Here is a 16,976-nt window from a genome sequence, read left to right on the forward strand (position 1 = left end):
GGAATATGGAGGGAAAGCGCAGCATCCTGATCGTCGGCGGCGGCACCGCAGGCTGGCTGACGGCTGCCTATCTTGCCAAGTTCCTCGACATCGCCAATCGCCCCGATCTGTCGATCACCTTGGTCGAATCGCCCGATATCGGCATCGTCGGCGTCGGTGAGGGCGCGTTCCCGACGATCCGCACGACGCTGCAATTCCTCGATATCGACGAACGCGATTTCATCCGCGCGACCGGCGCGACGTTCAAGCAAGGCGTGCGGTTCGACGACTGGGTGCGCACCCCGGCGCCGGGCGCGCACGATCATTATTTCCATCCGTTCGAAGCGCCGCTTTATGCGCCCGACGCCAGCCTGGTGTCGCTATGGCTGGCCGAGGACGAGGCGACCCGCCCGCCTTTCGCGGAGGCGGTGACGATCCAGCACCGCGTCGCCGAAGAGCGCCGCGGACCGAAGCGTGCCGAGGAGGATGGGTTCGCCGCCCCGCTCAATTACGCTTATCATTTCGACGCGGCGGCGCTGGCGCGGCTGCTCGCCGATCGCGCACGGAGCCTGGGCGTGGCTCATGTCGAGGATTGCTTGCTCGGTGCGAAGCTGAGCGAGCGCGGGACGATCGAAAGTCTCGACTTCGAACGCTCGGGGACGCTGACCGCCGATCTGTTCGTCGATTGCACCGGGCTGCGCGCCGAGCTGATCGGCAAGGCGCTCGACGAGCCGTTCGTCTCGGTGCGCCGCTACCTGTTCACCGACCGTGCGCTTGCCTGCCGCGTGCCGCGCGGCGACCCCGACGCGCCACTCCCCAGCTATACGATCGCGGCGGCGCACGAGGCGGGCTGGATCTGGGATATCGGGCTGCGCGACCTGCGCGGCGTCGGTTCAGTCTATTCGAGCGACCATGTCGACGAAGCGCGTGCCCGCGACATCCTGGGCAATTATATCGGCCAGCCCGAGCTTGCCGCCGACGCGCGATTGATCACCTTCGACCCCGGCTATCGCCGCCGGCAATGGGTCGGCAATTGCGTCGCGGTCGGGATGGCGGCGGGGTTTCTCGAGCCGCTCGAATCGACCGGGATCGTATTGATCGAAGCCGCCGCGGCGATGATCGCCGAATTGCTCCCGCCAAGTGGGCTGGTCGACGCCTCGGCGGATCGCTTCAACGCGCTGATGACCGCGCGGTTCGACAATATCGTCAATTTCCTCAAGCTGCATTATTGCCTCAGCCGGCGCGACGAGCCGTTCTGGCGCGACAATGCCGACCCGAGTTCGATCCCCGACGCGCTCAAGGAGATGCTCGATCGCTGGCGCTCGCGCCCGCCCAGCCGGTTCGACTTCATGCTCGACGTCGAGACCTTCGCCTATTTCAACTATCAGTACATTCTCTACGGCATGGGCTTTCGCACCGATCCGCCCGGGGGCGGCATGCCGGACAATCGCCGCGCGGCGACCGTGTTCGCCCGCATCCGGCATTTCGGCGATCAGGCGGTCGACGACCTGCCGTCGCATCGCGAGCTGATCCGGCAGATCAATCAGAGCTGATTCCCCTCCTCGGAAGGGAGGTCAGGGCTGATCACACTCGGCTTACCCGTCATGCCGGCCTTGTGCCGGCATCCACCGTCCCGCGCACCATCGGCCGTTGGCGGAGCGACACGGTGGACCCCGGGACGAGCCCGGGTGTGACGAAGGACATTGCCTGGCGCACGAGACCCCGGCCTTCGCCGGGGCTGCGCTTCAAATGCTTTTGCATTTGAAGCTTGAAAAGAGGGCCGGCGACTTTCGTCACCGGCCCAGGTCGTCCGCAGGAGGAACATCGTGGGGGCGCSGGGTTCGMCCGGCGCCCCGATCTTGTCAGTAGTGGTAAGCCCGCTCGCCATGCTCGGCGATGTCGAGGCCTTCGCGCTCGACTTCTTCAGAGACCCGGAAGCCCCAGAGCTTGTCGATGATGACGTAGAGGATGGCGGCGCCAACGCCCGACCAGACGAGCGTGAGCCCGACGGCCTGGGCCTGGATCCACAACTGGGCGACCCAGTCATAGGGTGCCACGATCAACGTGCCAGGCTTGGTCGTATAGTCGGCAACGCCCTGACCACCCAGCGTCGGATTGGCGAGGATGCCGGTCATCAGCGCGCCGGTGATACCGCCGATGCAGTGGACGCCGAACACGTCGAGCGAGTCGTCATATTTGAACTTCGACTTCACGTAGCTGACGAAGAAGAAGCAGATCGGCGAGACCATCAGGCCGAGGATCACCGAGCCCATCGTGCCGGCATAACCCGAGGCCGGGGTGACGGCGACCAGGCCGGCGACGACACCTGAGGCGGCACCGAGCAACGACGGCTTGCCGCGCACGATCTGTTCGGTCAGCAGCCAGCTCATGCCGGCAGCGGCGGTGGCGATCATCGTGTTCATGAAGGCGACCGAGGCGATCGACGACGCTTCGAGGTTCGAACCGGCGTTGAAGCCGAACCAGCCCACCCACAGCAAAGACGCGCCGATCATGGTCATGGTCAGCGAGTGCGGCGGCATCGGCTCGTTCGGATAGCCGAGACGCTTGCCGAGCAGCAGGCACATCACCAGGCCGGTGATACCGGCGTTGATGTGGACGACGGTGCCGCCCGCGAAGTCGAGCGCCCCCTTGTTGTAGAGATATCCCGATTCACCGGTGACGGCGGCGAGCGCGTCCTTGCCCTTGAGCGCGGCGGCAGCGAGGGCGTCGGGCCCGTCCCAATACCAGACCATGTGCGCGATCGGGAAATAGATGAAGGTCGCCCATAGCGCGACGAACAGCATCAGCGGCGAGAATTTGATCCGCTCCGCCACCGATCCGACGAACAAGGCCGGGGTGATCATCGCGAACGTCATCTGGAACAGGACATAGGTCAGTTCCGGAATATAGACGCCGTTCGAGAAGGTCGCCGCGGCGGCATTGGCATCGACGCCCTTCAGGAACAATTTGGTGAAGGGATTGCCGACGAATGGGCTGTACGTCGTGAACGTCTCCGAATAGCCCCAGCACACCCAGATCAGGCCGACCATGCAGACGATCATCAGCACCTGGGTCAGCACCGACAGCATGTTCTTGGTGCGGACCAGGCCGCCGTAGAACAAGGCCAGGCCGGGTACCGACATCATCAGCACCAGCAGGGTCGACACCAGCATCCAGGTATTGTCGCCCTTGTTCATATTGGCGAGCGACGGCGTGGCGATAACCGGTGTGGCGGCAGGCGCGGGCGCAGCGGCCACGGCCTGGGCAAAGGCCGGGTGGCACATCAGCGCAGCAACGCCCACGGCTCCCAATCCGGCCAGCATCTTGGTCGATTGTTTCATCATTCCCCCCATCTCAGAGAGCACTGTCATCGGTTTCGCCGGTGCGGATGCGCACCGCCTGACCGACGTCGAGCACGAAGATCTTGCCGTCGCCGATGGCGCCGGTGTTGGCGGATGCCTGGATCGCTTCGATCACCGCGCCCGCCATGTCGGTGGCGCAGGCGACCTCGATCTTGATCTTCGGCACCATGTTCGTGCTGTATTCGGCACCGCGGTAAATCTCGGTCTGGCCCTTTTGTCGGCCGAACCCCTTCACCTCGGTCACGGTCATACCCGCGACGCCCACGCCCGACAGTGCTTCGCGCACCTCGTCGAGCTTGAACGGTTTGATGATGGCAATGACGAGTTTCATCGCGCCCCTTTCCGTTTTGTCCCGGAATGCTGCCTCGCAAGGGGCGTGCCAGAGTCGATTCCACGTGTTTACAAGCGGAATCGCGCAATGAAATATTACGGAGGCGTTAAAATTTGTGCAGCCGCGAACACGTGCTTATTTTTCAGGCAGAGTCGGCTGCCCATTCTTTAAGCAGCCGCTGCGCCAGCGCTAAATCGTCTTCGTCGACCATCACTCGCACCGGGATCAGGCGGAACGACCCTTCCGCCATATGCGTGCCGGCGTCGAAGGCGATCGCCGGAATGCCTTCGGATTCAAGCCGACCGACGATGATATGCGCTTCCGGATAGGAATAGCCGCCGAGTTCGACCAGGCTCATTGCTGTTGTTGTTCCTGCTGCTGGTTCGGGGGCGGTCCCATCGTCGGATTTCGCACCGGCAGGCCGTCGATGCTCTTCAGCCGCACCGCGTATTTGGCCTGGCGCACCTCCTCGCCATATTGGCGGTGATATTTGCTCAGCGTGTCACGCTCGCGCTCGAAGCTCATATGCGGGACGCCCCAGCCGCAGCTGGTCTGGACCTGATCGATCTCGATGACGAAGATCTGCCGCGTGCCGGGGAGCAGGTCGAAAGGCCGGGCATGCTCATTCCAGTCGGCGTCCTGCGGCAGCACCGGGCGGCCGTGGCCGTAGAGGCGCAGGATCAGCGCGGGATTGTCGAACGCGCAGAACATGATCGTGATGCGCCCATCGGCGATCAGATGCGCATTGGTCTCGTTGCCCGACCCCTGGACGTCGAGATAGGCGACGCGATTGGGGGACAGGACGCGGAACGAATCCATTCCCTTGGGGCTGAGATTGACCCGCGCATCCGCCGCGGCGGTGGCGACGAAGAACACAGGCTGACGCTCGACGAAGGCGATATGCTGGTCGCTCAGCGCATCGAAGAATTCGGCCATTCTCTATCCTGTCATCCCAGCGAAAGCTGGGATCTCAAGCCGTATCATATGATTGCATGAGACCCCAGCTTTCGCTGGGGTGACGGTCTAGACCATTCGCGGCAGCCGCATCAGATCGGCCGGGCCGATGAGCGCACGGGATTCCGCCCTGGCCCCTCTAGCGCGTGCCGCGATCAGGCGCAGCGAAATAGGCCGTCGGCGTGGCCCCGAACGCCTTGTGAAAGGCGACGGTGAACGCGCTCGGCGTGCTGTAGCCGGCATCGAGCGCGACCGCGGTGACGCTCGCCCCGCCGCCGAGCGATCGAACCGCGTGCATCAAGCGCGATTGCTGGCGCCAGCGGCCGAGCGACAGGCCCGTTTCTGCCAGAAAGAGCCGCTCGATCGTGCGACGGCTCGCCCCCGCATCGCGGCAGAGGGATGCCAATCGGGTTTCAGCGCCCGGCGCGACGGCGAGCCGTTCGGCCACGCGCCGCGCCCTGACGTCGGACGGCATCGGCAGTTCGAGTGCGAGCGTCGGCAAGGCGCGCAATTGATGCGCGAGGAGCGCGCCGACATGGCGGTCGGCGCCATGCGCGCAGGCGTGCAAGATGAGCTCCTTGACGAGGTTGGGGACGCCGACGACGCAGCATTTGCGCGGCAGCCCAGGAATGCGGGCGGGCCGGAAATAGAGCGTCCGCATGGCGACCTGACCCGACATGACAATGGCGTGGGGGATACCGGCGGGAATCCAGACTGCGCGATGCGGCGGCGTAACCCAGGTCCCTTCCGCGGTGCGCACGGTCATGACGCCCGACGAGGCATAGACCAATTGATCGCGGTCGTGCGCGTGCGTCGCGATCGTGTCGCCCGATGCATAATCCCGCGCGAAGCTCGTCACCGCCGCTTCCCGTCCGGCTCTTTCGGCTCCGAGCGACGATTGGCGAGCATTCGACATCGATTGTCGATTTATCGAAAGATTGCCGAATGGAAAAGCATAGCATCACCCCGGTGCCGACGAACCGCGTCGGAAGGAGTCGATGATGTCGGTTGTTCGAGGCGTATTGCCGCGCCGGACCATGCTGTGCGGGATGGGCGCGGCAGTGGCCTTGCCGTTCCTGCATGCCATGGTCCCGCTCAGCGCGACGGCGGCGGCGCGCGGTCGGCCGAGGCAACCGCGATTGCTCGCGATCGAGATGGTGCACGGCGCGGCGGGCAGTACCGTTTATGGCCGCGCGCGCAATCTCTGGTCGCCTGCCGCCGACGGGTGCGGGTTCGCGTTGACGCCGAGCCTCGCGGCGCTGGCGCCGTTTCGCGAGCAGGTGACGATCGTCAGCAATACCGAATTGCGGCCCGCCGGATCGCTGTCGCCCGCCGAGGATGGCGATGGGGTCGATCATGCGCGCTCGTCCGCCGCCTTCCTGACCGGCGCGCATCCGGTACGAAGCGCCGAAGGCAAGATCCATGCAGGCGCCTCGATCGACCAGATCTTCGCGCGGTCGCTCCGGGGCAAGACGCGGGTCGGTTCGCTCGAACTGACCGTCGAGAGCCTCAACGAGCCGCCCGATCCGACCTGGCCGCAAGGCTATAGTCCCGCCTATCGCCACGCGATCAGCTGGGTCGACGCGCATATGCCGGCCCTGCCGGAAGTGTCGCCGGGCAAGGTGTTCGCCAAGCTGTTCGGCGCAGGTCGCGGCGGTGCCGCGAGCGACGCCAGCATTCTCGATGCCCTGGTCGATCCCGCGCGGCGGCTGCAAGGCGATCTCGGCGGCGAGGATCGCCAACGGCTCATCGCGCATCTCGACGACATTCGCGATCTCGAGCGGCGGATTCGCGATTTCGAGATCGCGACGCATGCCGATCCGAGCGGCGGGGCAGGCGATCCGCCTACATTCTCCGAGCATGTGCGCATTCTCGGCGATCTGGTGCGGCTGGCGTTTGCGAGCGACCTGACCCGTGTCGCGACGATCAAGCTCGGGCTGGATCGCAGCCAGCGCGTCTATCCAGAAAGCGGCGTGACGACGCCATTCCACGCGGCTTCGCACCATCGCCAGGAGCCCGAGCGGATCGACGCCTATGCGCGGCTGAACGCGTTCCACGTCGGCCGGGTCGCCGAGTTGATCGCGGGTCTCGAACGGACCGGCGACGGAGAAGCGAACCTGCTCGATCGGTCGCTGGTGCTTTACGGCAGCCCGATGGGCGATTCGCATGTCCACGCCCATGACTTCCTGCCGGTTTTCCTGGCGGGCCACGCCGACGGCGCCTTGGCGGGAGGGCGACATATGGTCTGCGCGCCCGGGACACCTTTCGCCAATCTGCTGCGGACGACGCTCGGCCTGCTCGATGTGCCGGTCAGGCGGGTCGGCGATAGCGGCGGCGTCCTGGCGGTCTGATCCCGACGGCGGACGGCGACAAATGCAGGCCGGTCAGACCATGCGCGGCACCCGCGGGTGGCCGAGCGGGCATTCGAGGGCATCGCGGTCCCACGCCGCCAGATCGGCGGCGGCGTCATAGGTCGATTGGCAGAAAGCGAGCAACGCGGCGTCGGGATCGGGCGCGGCGCGAACCGCGGCGTAGGGCAGGATGAACTCGCGCATGTCGGCGTTCCACGCGGCCTGTTCGGGTGCGACTCGCGCCTCCGCATAGCCGGCGGGCTCGGGATAGGCATAAGCGTAGAAAGCCGCGTGCGGGAAGGCGTCGCTGCCCGGCCAGAAGCCGACGCTGGCTTCCTCATGGCTGTACGCCTCGCAGGCGACGTCATCGGGCAGGCCCGGCATGCCGCCGGGATGTTTCGGTGCGGCGCGGCCCGAAAAGCGCGTCGCGGCGAGGTCGAAGCTGCCCCAGAACAGATGGATCGGGCTCGCCTTGCCGAGGAAGCCGGTGCGGAATTGGTAGAGCACGCGGCGCACCTGGATCAGCGCGCGCCAGAAATCGCGGGCGGCGTCGGCGTCATACGGGCGCTGCTCGCGATCCTCGGCGAAGCGCGGATAGCCGGGCATCTCGCTCGGGCTGCCGTCGAAATCCGACGCGGCGCCCAGCGCCTCGAGCGTCGCGACGACCTCGCGATGGAAATCGGCGATCGTCCCTGCCGCCAATGCGATCGACCGCGTCGCGCCATCGCTGGTCGCGAACACTACCGCATCCCCGATCAAGTCGAAGTCGACCTGCAGGATGCGGCTCCCGCACGGGATCGCCGAGGTCGTCCAGCCGCGCGCGGTCAGATAGAAAGGGACGTGCCAGCTATGGTTGAGCCACGGCGTCAGCGCGAGCCGCACCTTGCCGACGATCTGCGCGCGCAATTGCAGCCCGATCGCGGTCTCGCGCCAGGCGGGCCAATCGAGCTGCGGCCAGTCGTCTCCGTCACTGCTCATGGCTGGCCGATCCTGTATTCGCTTTGCACCAGCCCGCTCGGATAGGAGCGGGTCGCAATGTGGCTGAGGTGGATGTCGCGATCGAGCGACCCGAACAGCGGAATTCCCTCGCCGATCAGCACCGGAACGCGGGTAACGATGAGGCGCTCGATCACGCCCGCGCGCAGGAAGCGTTGGATCGTGATCCCGCCGTCGATATAGAGATTGGGAGCCCCGTCCGCGGCGAGGTCGGCGATGATCGTGGCGGGATCGCCTGCCCTCTGTTCGACCCTGCCGCCGCGCACCGCCGACAAATCGAGCGGGCGACTGCTCAGCACGACCACGCGCTTGTCGCCATAGGGCCAGGGATCGAAGCCGAGCACGATCTCAAACGTGTTGCGGCCGATCACGATCGCGTCGACGCCGGCCATGAATTCGTCATAGCCATGCGGTTCGCCGCCGCCCGCGGGCAGCCAGTCGAGCCCGCCATCGGCGCGCGCGATGAACCCATCCACGCTGGCGCCGACAAAAACCGATGCCGTCATCGTCACCTCCGCTGCCCCGTGCTCGCCATCCCTGATGTGGCAGGGGGTACAGTGTCGCGCGATCCGCGGTAAGCCCTCCGACCGATGCGGTCATCCGATCGGGCCGCCGAAGATCAGCTTCCATCCTGCCACAACCAGCCAATGCACGATCACGCCGGGCCAGATGCTGCCGCTCCGGCGATACATCCAGACCAACGTGGTGCCCAATATCGCGACGATGGTCAGGAAGGCGGGGTCGAGGAAGGTTGCGCGCCACGGCGGCCCGATCGTCACCGCCTGAAGGGGATGCCAGAGGATGAATGCGGCAACGGCGCCGATTCCTGCCGGCATGGACATCGGCCGGTCGCGCGGCGGCACGATCAGGCCGCGGAACAGGATTTCCTCGCCCAGGCTCGGCACGATGACCAGCAAGGCAGCCTGAAGCAGCCACGTCCAGCCAAACGGCATCGGGTCGAACCGTGCGAGGCCGGTGGCGATCGCGACGGTGGCGATGATCGCCACCCCGCCCATCGCGATTAGCGACGCCCCCCCACCAGCCGTCGCGATCGGGTAGCCGCAGCGCCTTCCCCAACCGGCGCCGCGCTTCGACGATCACGCCGCGCCATTTCCATAGTCGAAGCCACGCGCGGCCAGGGCGCGCCAGCGCCGCTGACGATGGCGGTAGAAGACCAGCGCGAACAGCCAGGCGGTGAAGGTGCCCAGCCCGGCGTGGATCTCGACCGTGTCGCGATAATCGGTGCGGCCGTCGGCGCGTGGCCTGATCTCGATCATGTGGTCCCACATGCGGATGCGGTCGCCGCTGCCATTGTCGCGCATCCTGAGCACGCCGTCGCCGCGATCGGGCGGAAATTCGATGCCGATATATTGCGTGCCGATCGGGATGCGCCCGAACAGCATCAGCCGGTAGAGATAGCGGCCGGTTTCCCAGCGCGCGGGCGGGACGGCGGGATCGATCGGAACGAAGGCCTGGAGCGGCGAGGCGACATGGTCGAGCGCCGCGGGCTTGCGGACCTCTTCCCACACCCGCTCGGCAGGCGCGTCCAGGATCGTCGCGACGTCGATCCTCACATCGCGGTGCCGCCGACGGTCAGCCCGGAGACCAGCAAGGTCGGCTGGCCGACGCCTGCCGGCACGCTCTGCCCGCCCTTGCCGCACATGCCGACGCCTTCGTCGAGCGCGAAGTCGTTGCCGATGCCGGTCACCTTGGTCAGCACGCTCGGCCCGTCACCGATCAGCGTCGCACCCTTGATCGGGGCGCCCAATTTGCCGTTCTCGATCAGATAGGCCTCGGTGCAACTGAACACGAACTTGCCCGACACGATGTCGACCTGTCCGCCGCCGAACGACTTGGCGAAAATGCCTTTCTTGACCCGGCTGAGCAGTTCGGCGGGATCGTCCTTGCCGCCTTTCATAAAGGTGTTGGTCATGCGCGGCATCGGCGCGTGCGCAAACGATTCGCGGCGGCCGTTGCCGGTCGGCTCGACGCCCATCAGCCGGGCGTTGAGGCGGTCCTGGATATAGCCCTTGAGGATGCCGTCCTCGATCAGGATATTCTCGCGCGTCGGCGTGCCTTCGTCGTCGATCGACAGCGATCCGCGCCGTGCGTTGATCGATCCGTCGTCGACCACGGTGACGCCCGGCGCCGCGACGCGCTCGCCGATCCGGCCGGAAAAGGCGCTGGTGCCCTTGCGGTTGAAATCGCCTTCGAGCCCGTGCCCGATCGCTTCGTGGAGCAGCACGCCCGGCCAGCCCGGCCCGAGCAAGACGGTCATCTCGCCAGCGGGCGCGGCGACCGAGTCGAGATTGACCAGGGCCTGGGCCAGCGCCTCGTCGATCGCGCGGTTCCAGGTCGCAGGCTCGAACAGCGACTCGTAGAGATAGCGCCCGCCGATCCCGAAGGTACCGGTCTCGCGCCGACCGTCATGCTCGACCACGATCGAGACGTTGAGGCGGACCAAAGGGCGCACATCGGTTGCGGTGAAACCGTCGGGACGGACCACTTCGATCACGTTCCACGACCCCGACAGCCCGACCGAAACCTGGGCGACGCGTGGATCGCGGGCGCGCGCGGCGGCGTCGATCGTCTGGCACAGGTTCACCTTGTCGGCGAACGGGATCAAATCGAGCGGATCGGCATCGGTATAGAGGTGGCGATTGGTGTGCTGCGGTGGCGGCGCCTTGGGGCCGGTCGACGGATCGATCAGCGCCATCGTCTCCGACGCGCGCAGGATGGCGGCCGCGCTGATCTCGTTTGCATGGGCAAAGGCAGTGGTCTCGCCCGACACCGCGCGCAGGCCGAATCCCGAATGCGTGTCGTAGCTCGCGGTCTTCAGCCGCCCGTCGTCGAACCCGAACGCTTCGGACCGCGCATATTGCAGATAGAGCTCACCATCATCGGCATGGTCGAGCGCTGTCGCGGTCAGCCTTTTGGCCTCTTCTGGGTCGAGCTGGTCACGGTACAGGAACTGGCGGGGGTCGGCTGGGCTGGTCATGCCGGCCAATATAGGCAGGCATTGGCCTGTGTCACGCTGCTGCGTTGGCCTTAAAGTGAAGCCCCCGCCGGATGGTCCGGAAGTTCGCTCTGGTCGGCGCCATCGGCCGGGCCGCCGATCAGCACGAAGCGGCGGTCGCAATAGCCGCAATCGACATAGCCGGCCTCGTCGATCTGCAGGAACACGCGCGGATGGCCCAGGGCTGCGCCGCCCGGAATGTCGGTCGCGCCGTCGCAGGCGACGCGGGGATGGGAGACGCGGATGGTTTCGGGCGGTGCGATCATGCTGGCGCGATAGCAAGGCGCGTCGGGCGCATCAATCTCTCCTGCTGCCTTGCCAAGCTCGACCCCGCGACGCACGATAAGGCCATGATCCTTGTAAAGCTTGCGGCGATCGCCGCTTTGATCGTGGCGGTCCCGGCCGCCGCCGTTCCCCAAGCCGCGACCAAGTCCGCCGCCAAGCCGGCGCCGGGCAAGCCCGCCGCCAAGGCCAAAGCAAAGCCGAAGGCGAGGACCAAACTCCCGCCGCCGGCGCTCAACATCGCGGAAAAGGACGGGTTCGGCGTCATGCAGGTCGCCGCGGCCGACGCCGCCGCCTTCATCGCCGCCTGGAAGATTGGCGATGGCGCCAAGAACGAAACCACCCGCACGGTCGCCGACAAGCCGCTCTTCACCATGTTGATCTTCCGCGGCTGCAAGGCCGATGCCGACGGCAAATGCGACATCGTCGCCGATTTCGTGATCAATCGGCCCGACGGCACGGTCAATGAGGATAACAAAGGCGTCGTGGTGTGGAACAAGGCCGCGCCGGCCGATGCCAAGAAACCGATGATCGGCGATGGTGCGCTCGGTTACGGCGTCGATTCGGAAGGGCCGTTCGGCGATTATCGCGTGGTCGCGACCGTGACCGACAAGGTAGCCGGCACGTCGGTCACCACCGAACAGACGCTGACGATCGCTCCCGCGCTGGTCGCGCCGGAGGTGAAGTAGATAATTCCTTCCCGTGCCGGGGAGGAATTGGGTTACCCTTCACGTTCGACTCGGAATCCGATCGTCACGACGTCCGGATCGTCCGCCCAGCGATCGCCGGGTGCATGAAGCATGTCCCAATACGCCTGAAACGCGTGGCGCGGGTCGAGATATCGGCCTCCGACCGAGCCGGGCCAGCGCCACAGCAGGCCGGCAAGCAGGGGAATCGCGCCTTCCGCCCGCGCCTCCATTCGAGTCATCTGGCGCAATCGCCCTAGCCGCACGGAATCCACTGCCAGCGTCAGCCGGGTTGCCCAGTCCGGCATGTACATCGCGCCGATCCACTGGCTGTAGCTGTCGGTCGGGCGCCGCCCGCGATCGTGGCGGCCGTCGCGATATTGTCGCCAGCCATCGGCGAACACCACCAGCTCCGCGCGGCGACGGCCGGTCGCGTGGAGCTTGCCGCCGACGATCCGCGCCGGGATGCATGCCTCGCGCACCTGGATGCGATCGCCGGGCGCGACCGAGGCCAGCGGGCTGTGCGTCGGCACGCGCATCTCGGTCTTGCGCCCGGTCAGCAATGCCATGGCGATGCCGGGGTCGGCGAGGACGAAGGCGCTCATTCTGGGAATGCTCTAGGCGCAACGATTGCGCGGGCATAGCAGCGCCGAGGCTTGGCGGAGCGGGTTCGCGCGCCTAAGTCCCGGCTATGACCGACGCCGCGATCGTAATCGACCAGCTTTGCAAGACCTATGCGGGGGGCAAGCAAGCCCTGGACGGCGTCAGCTTCGAGGTGCCGCGCGGGTCGGTGTTCGGGCTGCTCGGGCCGAATGGCGCGGGCAAGTCGACCTTGATCAACATCCTCGCCGGGCTGGTCAACAAGACCGGCGGCAAGGCGGAGATCTGGGGCTTCGATATCGACGAGCATCCGCGCAACGCCAAATATTCGATCGGGATCGTCAACCAGGAGATCACCTTCGATCCCTTCTTCACCCCGCTCGAGACGCTGGAGATCACTGCCGGCCTGTACGGCGTGCCGAAGAACAAGCGCATCTCGATGGAATTGCTCCGCGCGGTGCACCTCGAGGACAAGGCCAAGGCTTATTCGCGCACTTTGTCGGGCGGCATGAAGCGCCGGTTGATGGTGGCCAAGGCGATGGTCCATTCGCCGCCCGTGCTTGTCCTCGACGAGCCAACCGCCGGCGTCGACGTCGAACTCCGCCAGCAGCTCTGGGCTTATGTCCGCCAGCTCAACGAGCGCGGCGTAACGATCGTACTGACGACGCATTATCTCGAGGAAGCCGAGCAATTGTGCGACCGCATCGCGATCATCAACCATGGCAAGGTGATCGCCAACGAGCCGACCCGCGACCTGATCGGCATGGCGCAGGAAAAGGTCGTCGCGGTGACCGTCGACCGCGACATCGCGACGGCGCCGCAGGCGAGCTGCTTCCAGAAGGTCGAGCTGAAGGGCGATCGCGTGCTCGAAATCACCTATCGCAAGGATCTCGCCAATGCCGGGCAGGTGCTCGACGCGGTGCAGAAGGACGGGTTCGCGATCATCGACGTCTCGACCAAGGAGCCCGATCTGGAGGATGTGTTCCTCAATCTGACACGGGCGTCGAACCTGGCCTAAGTGTTTTGCAAGGCGGCGAGGGCGTCGGCCGAGGCGCGACCCGGCTCGGGATAGCTGCTGAACCGCGCGAAGACACGCCATGCGCCGTCGCTCTCAAGGCGCCAAAGGTCGGTCAGCCAGAACGCGCCCGACCGGTCGTGACCATCGAGCTCCGCCTCCTGCTCGGCGATCGAGGACATCACCGCGAGGCCTTCTCCGATCGCGCGGACCTGGACGTCGCGATAGGCGAAGCGCGAGCAGCGATAGCGGTCGCAGGTCGCCAGCCATGTCTGCCGCGCCATCGGGCGCGTTGGAAAAGCCGAAACGGTGAGGGTGAAATCCTGAGCCAGGCTGTCTTCGAGTATCGCGCGGTCAAGCGTCACCCATGCCTGCATCCAGCGAGTCGCGGCGCGCTCCACTTCCTGTGCCGGATCCCCCATCACCCTCTCCTTGTCAGCCGACTGTATCACGCGGCGGAATTTGCAAAAGCGCTCGTTCCGCGACTAGGCCGGTTTATTCCGCAGCGGAGACCCACGTGACCGACCCGCATCTATCCGACGTCCTGATCATCGGCTCCGGCGCCGCCGGGCTCACCGCCGCGCTCAACCTCGCCGATCGTTTTCGCGTCACCGTGCTTGCCAAGGGCGGGCTGGCCGAGGGGTCGACTGCCTGGGCGCAGGGCGGGATCGCCGCGGTGCTCGAGCCGGGCGACACGTTCGACAGCCATATCGAGGATACGATGATCGCCGGCGCGGGGCTCAACGACCGCAAGACCGTCGAATTCGTCGTCGAGAACGCGCCGCGCGCGATCGAGCGGCTGATCGAACTCGGCGTGCCGTTCAACAAGGAAGGCGGCGACCTCCATCTGACGCGCGAAGGCGGGCACAGCCATCGCCGCATCGTCCATGTCAACGACGCCACCGGCTGGGCCGTTCAAGAGGCGCTGCTCCACGCAGCCCAGGCGCACGACAATATCACGCTGGTTCCCGACATGGTGGTGGTCGACCTCGCCACCTCGAAGCATGAGCAGCGCTATTCGGGCGCGGGCAATATCTGGGGCGTCTATGCGGTCAACCGCGCCACCGGCCGCGTCGAATTGTTCACCGCCAACGCGACGATCCTGGCGACCGGCGGGGCGGGGCGAACCTATCTGTTCTCGACCGCGCCGCGCGGCGCGACCGGCGACGGCATCGCGATGGCGTGGCGCGCTGGCTGCCGCATCTCGAACATGGAGATGATGCAGTTCCACCCGACCTGCCTCTACAATCTCGACGTCAAGAATTTCCTGATCACCGAGGCGGTGCGCGGCGAGGGCGGACAGCTCAAGATCCCCGACACCGGCTATCGCTTCATGCCCGATTTCGATCCGCGCGCCGAACTCGCGCCGCGCGATATCGTGGCGCGCGCGATCGACCATGAAATCAAGCGGCTCGGGCTCGATTACGTCCATCTCGACATCAGCCACATGGGCGCCGAGTTCGTCACCCATCACTTTCCGACGATCTATGAGAAGCTCAAGGGCCTCGGCATCGACATGACCAAGGAGCCGATCCCGGTCGTGCCGGCGCAGCATTATACCTGCGGCGGGATCGTGATCGATCTCGATGGCCGCACCGACTTGCCGCACCTCTATGCTGCGGGCGAGTGCACCGAATCGGGGCTGCACGGCGCCAATCGCCTGGCGTCCAACTCGCTGCTCGAATGTTTCGTGTTCGGTGAGGCCTGTGCCCGGCACATCAACACGCATTGGGACGATCTGCCGCCACCGCCCGCGATCCGGCCATGGGACGAAAGCCGCGTGACCGATTCGGACGAAGAGGTGGTGATCAAGCAGAACTGGACCGAGATCCGCCGCTTCATGTGGAATTATGTCGGTATCGTCCGCACCACCAAAAGGCTCGAACGTGCTGCGCACCGGATCAAGATGCTGACCGGCGAGATCGAGGATTATTACGGCCATTTCCGGGTGACGCCGGACCTGATCGAGCTCAGAAATCTGCTCCAGACATCGGACCTGATCGTGCGCTCGGCGCTCCATCGCCACGAATCACGCGGGCTCCATTACACGCTCGATTATCCCGAAACTTTGCCGGTGGCGGTCGACACCGTATTGGTCCCTTAAGGGAATCCACGGATTCTCAGCGGGTTGGTTGCTCGCTCCGCCGCTTTTCAGGTGCGGTTCATCGCGGAGACCCTATATCAGGGATTCCGCAACCGTTTTCCTGCGATACTCTCATCGTCGAGAAAAACACGGGCGGGGGTCATGGGTCTTTCTGTGCAGCGTATTGGTAAGATAGCGTTTGGTGTGATCGTCGGCCTCGCGATTGCGGGCTGCGTCTCCGACAGTCAGTCCGGCAGGGTCTCGCGCAGCTTCGCGCCGCCGGTGGCGTATGCGCCGCCGCGCGAAGTGGTGCAGCCGATCCCGACGGCCAGGCCGGCAGTGCTGGCGCCCGCGGCGCTGACCGCGTTGGTGCCCTCGCTGACTCGCGATTTCGGCGGCAAGGTCGGCATCGCGGTGATGAGCATCGACGATGGCTGGACGGTCACGTCGAACGGCGACCTGAAATTGCCGCAGCAGAGCGTGTCGAAGCTATGGGTGGCGATGACCGTGCTCGACCTGCGCGATCAGGGCAAATTGACGCTCGATGACCCTTATACGGTGCGCAAGGACGACCTCACGTTGTTCCACCAGCCGATCGCGGCATTGGTCAAGGACGACGGCTACAAGACCACCGTCGGTGAGTTGCTGCAGCGCGCGCTGACGCAGAGCGACAATACCGCCAATGATTGTCTGTTGCGGCTGGCCGGCGGGCCGACCGCGGTGCGCGCCTTCCTGACCAAGAAGGGGATCGCCGATATCCGCTTCGGTCCCGGCGAGCGCCTGTTGCAGAGCTTCACCGCCGGGCTCGAATGGAAGCCGCAATATTCGACCGGCCGCTCGTTCGAAGCGGCGCGCGCGAAAATCCCCGCCTCGACCCGGATGGACGCGTTCGAACGCTATGTCGCCGATCCGCCCGACGGCGCCGCACCGCGCGCGATCGTCACCGCGCTCGCCCGTCTCAAGAAGGGCGACTTGCTCTCGCCGAATTCGACCCAATATCTGATGGCGACGATGGAATCGTCGCGCACCGGGCGCGCGCGCCTGCGCGGCGCGGTTCCGGAAGGCTGGACCTTCGGGCACAAGACCGGGACCGGTCAGGACTTCAGCGGACGGACCGCGGGCTATAACGATGTCGGTTTCCTGATCGCGCCCAATGGCAAGGCCTATGCCATCGCCGTGATGATTGGCGACACGCCCAAGACCATCCCCGAGCGCCAGCAATTGATGCAGGCGGTCGTGCTGGGCGTGGTGACCAACCACCATTGGTGATTTGACCGCAATCCCCGGGGCGCGGTCCGGCAAGGCCGCGCCCTATGGGCTG

Annotated in this window: 19 protein-coding genes; 6 read left to right on the top strand and 13 right to left on the bottom strand. The window is 65.8% G+C overall.

The window, feature by feature from the left end; translation table 11 throughout:
• The first annotated feature begins 5 nt into the window (after positions 1-5).
• Positions 6-1,532 (top strand): tryptophan halogenase family protein, encoded by a 1,527-nt coding sequence (locus AC1DSD_RS19520; RefSeq protein WP_478032419.1) that lies wholly within the window; start codon positions 6-8, stop codon positions 1,530-1,532.
• Between the two features lie 309 nt (positions 1,533-1,841).
• Here the strand turns inward: AC1DSD_RS19520 and AC1DSD_RS19525 are convergent, their stop codons facing one another.
• From AC1DSD_RS19525 to AC1DSD_RS19545, 5 genes are all read right to left on the bottom strand, one after another.
• Positions 1,842-3,320, bottom strand: coding sequence for an ammonium transporter (locus tag AC1DSD_RS19525; protein WP_478032420.1), 1,479 nt, complete (start codon positions 3,318-3,320; stop codon positions 1,842-1,844).
• Positions 3,321-3,333: 13 nt separating this feature from the next.
• Positions 3,334-3,672: a P-II family nitrogen regulator gene (locus tag AC1DSD_RS19530; RefSeq protein ID WP_478032421.1), complete on the bottom strand. Its 339-nt coding sequence runs from the start codon at positions 3,670-3,672 to the stop codon at positions 3,334-3,336.
• Between the two features lie 142 nt (positions 3,673-3,814).
• Positions 3,815-4,030 (bottom strand): putative signal transducing protein, encoded by a 216-nt coding sequence (locus AC1DSD_RS19535; protein WP_478032422.1) that lies wholly within the window; start codon positions 4,028-4,030, stop codon positions 3,815-3,817.
• On the bottom strand, positions 4,027-4,608 hold the full coding sequence (locus tag AC1DSD_RS19540; RefSeq protein WP_478032423.1) for a pyridoxamine 5'-phosphate oxidase family protein: 582 nt from the start codon (positions 4,606-4,608) through the stop codon (positions 4,027-4,029). The genes AC1DSD_RS19535 and AC1DSD_RS19540 overlap by 4 nt, the downstream gene beginning before the upstream one ends.
• Positions 4,609-4,765: 157 nt before the next feature.
• On the bottom strand, positions 4,766-5,485 hold the full coding sequence (locus tag AC1DSD_RS19545) for an AraC family transcriptional regulator (protein ID WP_478032424.1): 720 nt from the start codon (positions 5,483-5,485) through the stop codon (positions 4,766-4,768).
• 142 nt (positions 5,486-5,627) lie between these two features.
• On the opposite strand from AC1DSD_RS19545, the gene AC1DSD_RS19550 reads away from it, so the two are divergent.
• A complete protein-coding gene (locus tag AC1DSD_RS19550; RefSeq protein ID WP_478032425.1) occupies positions 5,628-6,977 on the top strand; it encodes a DUF1552 domain-containing protein in 1,350 nt (449 codons plus the stop codon).
• 33 nt (positions 6,978-7,010) lie between these two features.
• Here AC1DSD_RS19550 and AC1DSD_RS19555 read toward each other — a convergent pair whose 3' ends face one another.
• The 6 genes from AC1DSD_RS19555 to AC1DSD_RS19580 all read right to left on the bottom strand — a co-directional run bounded on the left by AC1DSD_RS19555 (position 7,011) and on the right by AC1DSD_RS19580 (position 11,255).
• Positions 7,011-7,955, bottom strand: a complete 945-nt coding sequence (locus AC1DSD_RS19555) for a DUF5996 family protein (RefSeq protein WP_478032426.1) — start codon at positions 7,953-7,955, stop codon at positions 7,011-7,013.
• Entirely contained in the window at positions 7,952-8,479 is a 528-nt protein-coding gene (locus AC1DSD_RS19560; protein ID WP_478032427.1) for a dihydrofolate reductase family protein, read from the bottom strand. The genes AC1DSD_RS19555 and AC1DSD_RS19560 overlap by 4 nt, the downstream gene beginning before the upstream one ends.
• Before the next feature lie 90 nt (positions 8,480-8,569).
• On the bottom strand, positions 8,570-8,980 hold the full coding sequence (locus AC1DSD_RS19565) for a CPBP family glutamic-type intramembrane protease (protein WP_478032428.1): 411 nt from the start codon (positions 8,978-8,980) through the stop codon (positions 8,570-8,572).
• Positions 8,981-9,070: 90 nt separating this feature from the next.
• Positions 9,071-9,547 (bottom strand): hypothetical protein, encoded by a 477-nt coding sequence (locus AC1DSD_RS19570; protein WP_478032429.1) that lies wholly within the window; start codon positions 9,545-9,547, stop codon positions 9,071-9,073.
• Positions 9,544-10,971 carry a metalloprotease TldD gene (gene tldD / locus AC1DSD_RS19575; protein WP_478032430.1) on the bottom strand — a complete coding sequence of 476 codons (1,428 nt, stop codon included), beginning with the start codon at positions 10,969-10,971 and terminating at the stop codon, positions 9,544-9,546. Before tldD ends, AC1DSD_RS19570 begins: the two co-directional genes overlap by 4 nt.
• A 50-nt stretch (positions 10,972-11,021) precedes the next feature.
• On the bottom strand, positions 11,022-11,255 hold the full coding sequence (locus AC1DSD_RS19580) for a zinc-finger domain-containing protein (protein ID WP_478032547.1): 234 nt from the start codon (positions 11,253-11,255) through the stop codon (positions 11,022-11,024).
• 84 nt (positions 11,256-11,339) lie between these two features.
• Between AC1DSD_RS19580 and AC1DSD_RS19585 the strand changes: the two genes are divergently transcribed.
• Positions 11,340-11,960: a hypothetical protein gene (locus AC1DSD_RS19585; protein ID WP_478032431.1), complete on the top strand. Its 621-nt coding sequence runs from the start codon at positions 11,340-11,342 to the stop codon at positions 11,958-11,960.
• A 32-nt stretch (positions 11,961-11,992) separates the two neighbouring features.
• Here AC1DSD_RS19585 and AC1DSD_RS19590 read toward each other — a convergent pair whose 3' ends face one another.
• Positions 11,993-12,562 (bottom strand): hypothetical protein, encoded by a 570-nt coding sequence (locus AC1DSD_RS19590; protein ID WP_478032433.1) that lies wholly within the window; start codon positions 12,560-12,562, stop codon positions 11,993-11,995.
• Between the two features lie 86 nt (positions 12,563-12,648).
• On the opposite strand from AC1DSD_RS19590, the gene AC1DSD_RS19595 reads away from it, so the two are divergent.
• Positions 12,649-13,575 carry an ABC transporter ATP-binding protein gene (locus AC1DSD_RS19595; protein WP_478032434.1) on the top strand — a complete coding sequence of 309 codons (927 nt, stop codon included), beginning with the start codon at positions 12,649-12,651 and terminating at the stop codon, positions 13,573-13,575.
• Here AC1DSD_RS19595 and AC1DSD_RS19600 read toward each other — a convergent pair.
• Positions 13,572-13,994, bottom strand: coding sequence for a nuclear transport factor 2 family protein (locus AC1DSD_RS19600; RefSeq protein WP_478032436.1), 423 nt, complete (start codon positions 13,992-13,994; stop codon positions 13,572-13,574). The genes AC1DSD_RS19595 and AC1DSD_RS19600 overlap by 4 nt on opposite strands.
• A gap of 95 nt (positions 13,995-14,089) precedes the next feature.
• Between AC1DSD_RS19600 and nadB the strand changes: the two genes are divergently transcribed.
• Complete coding sequence (gene nadB / locus AC1DSD_RS19605) at positions 14,090-15,676, top strand: L-aspartate oxidase (protein ID WP_478032437.1); 1,587 nt, start codon at positions 14,090-14,092, stop codon at positions 15,674-15,676.
• Positions 15,677-15,829: 153 nt separating this feature from the next.
• Entirely contained in the window at positions 15,830-16,924 is a 1,095-nt protein-coding gene (gene bla / locus AC1DSD_RS19610; protein ID WP_478032438.1) for a class A beta-lactamase, read from the top strand.
• Positions 16,925-16,976 lie beyond the last annotated feature (52 nt).

The organism is Sphingomonas sp. P4_D12 (assembly GCF_056401895.1).

Coding starts and splice junctions, on each gene's coding strand:
- AC1DSD_RS19520 (WP_478032419.1), top strand. CDS start 6: ATGGAGGGAAAGCGCAGCATCCTGATCGTCGGCGGCGGCACCGCAGGC.
- AC1DSD_RS19525 (WP_478032420.1), bottom strand. CDS start 3,320: ATGAAACAATCGACCAAGATGCTGGCCGGATTGGGAGCCGTGGGCGTT.
- AC1DSD_RS19530 (WP_478032421.1), bottom strand. CDS start 3,672: ATGAAACTCGTCATTGCCATCATCAAACCGTTCAAGCTCGACGAGGTG.
- AC1DSD_RS19535 (WP_478032422.1), bottom strand. CDS start 4,030: ATGAGCCTGGTCGAACTCGGCGGCTATTCCTATCCGGAAGCGCATATC.
- AC1DSD_RS19540 (WP_478032423.1), bottom strand. CDS start 4,608: ATGGCCGAATTCTTCGATGCGCTGAGCGACCAGCATATCGCCTTCGTC.
- AC1DSD_RS19550 (WP_478032425.1), top strand. CDS start 5,628: ATGTCGGTTGTTCGAGGCGTATTGCCGCGCCGGACCATGCTGTGCGGG.
- AC1DSD_RS19555 (WP_478032426.1), bottom strand. CDS start 7,955: ATGAGCAGTGACGGAGACGACTGGCCGCAGCTCGATTGGCCCGCCTGG.
- AC1DSD_RS19560 (WP_478032427.1), bottom strand. CDS start 8,479: ATGACGGCATCGGTTTTTGTCGGCGCCAGCGTGGATGGGTTCATCGCG.
- tldD (WP_478032430.1), bottom strand. CDS start 10,971: ATGACCAGCCCAGCCGACCCCCGCCAGTTCCTGTACCGTGACCAGCTC.
- AC1DSD_RS19580 (WP_478032547.1), bottom strand. CDS start 11,255: ATGATCGCACCGCCCGAAACCATCCGCGTCTCCCATCCCCGCGTCGCC.
- AC1DSD_RS19585 (WP_478032431.1), top strand. CDS start 11,340: ATGATCCTTGTAAAGCTTGCGGCGATCGCCGCTTTGATCGTGGCGGTC.
- AC1DSD_RS19590 (WP_478032433.1), bottom strand. CDS start 12,562: ATGAGCGCCTTCGTCCTCGCCGACCCCGGCATCGCCATGGCATTGCTG.
- AC1DSD_RS19595 (WP_478032434.1), top strand. CDS start 12,649: ATGACCGACGCCGCGATCGTAATCGACCAGCTTTGCAAGACCTATGCG.
- AC1DSD_RS19600 (WP_478032436.1), bottom strand. CDS start 13,994: ATGGGGGATCCGGCACAGGAAGTGGAGCGCGCCGCGACTCGCTGGATG.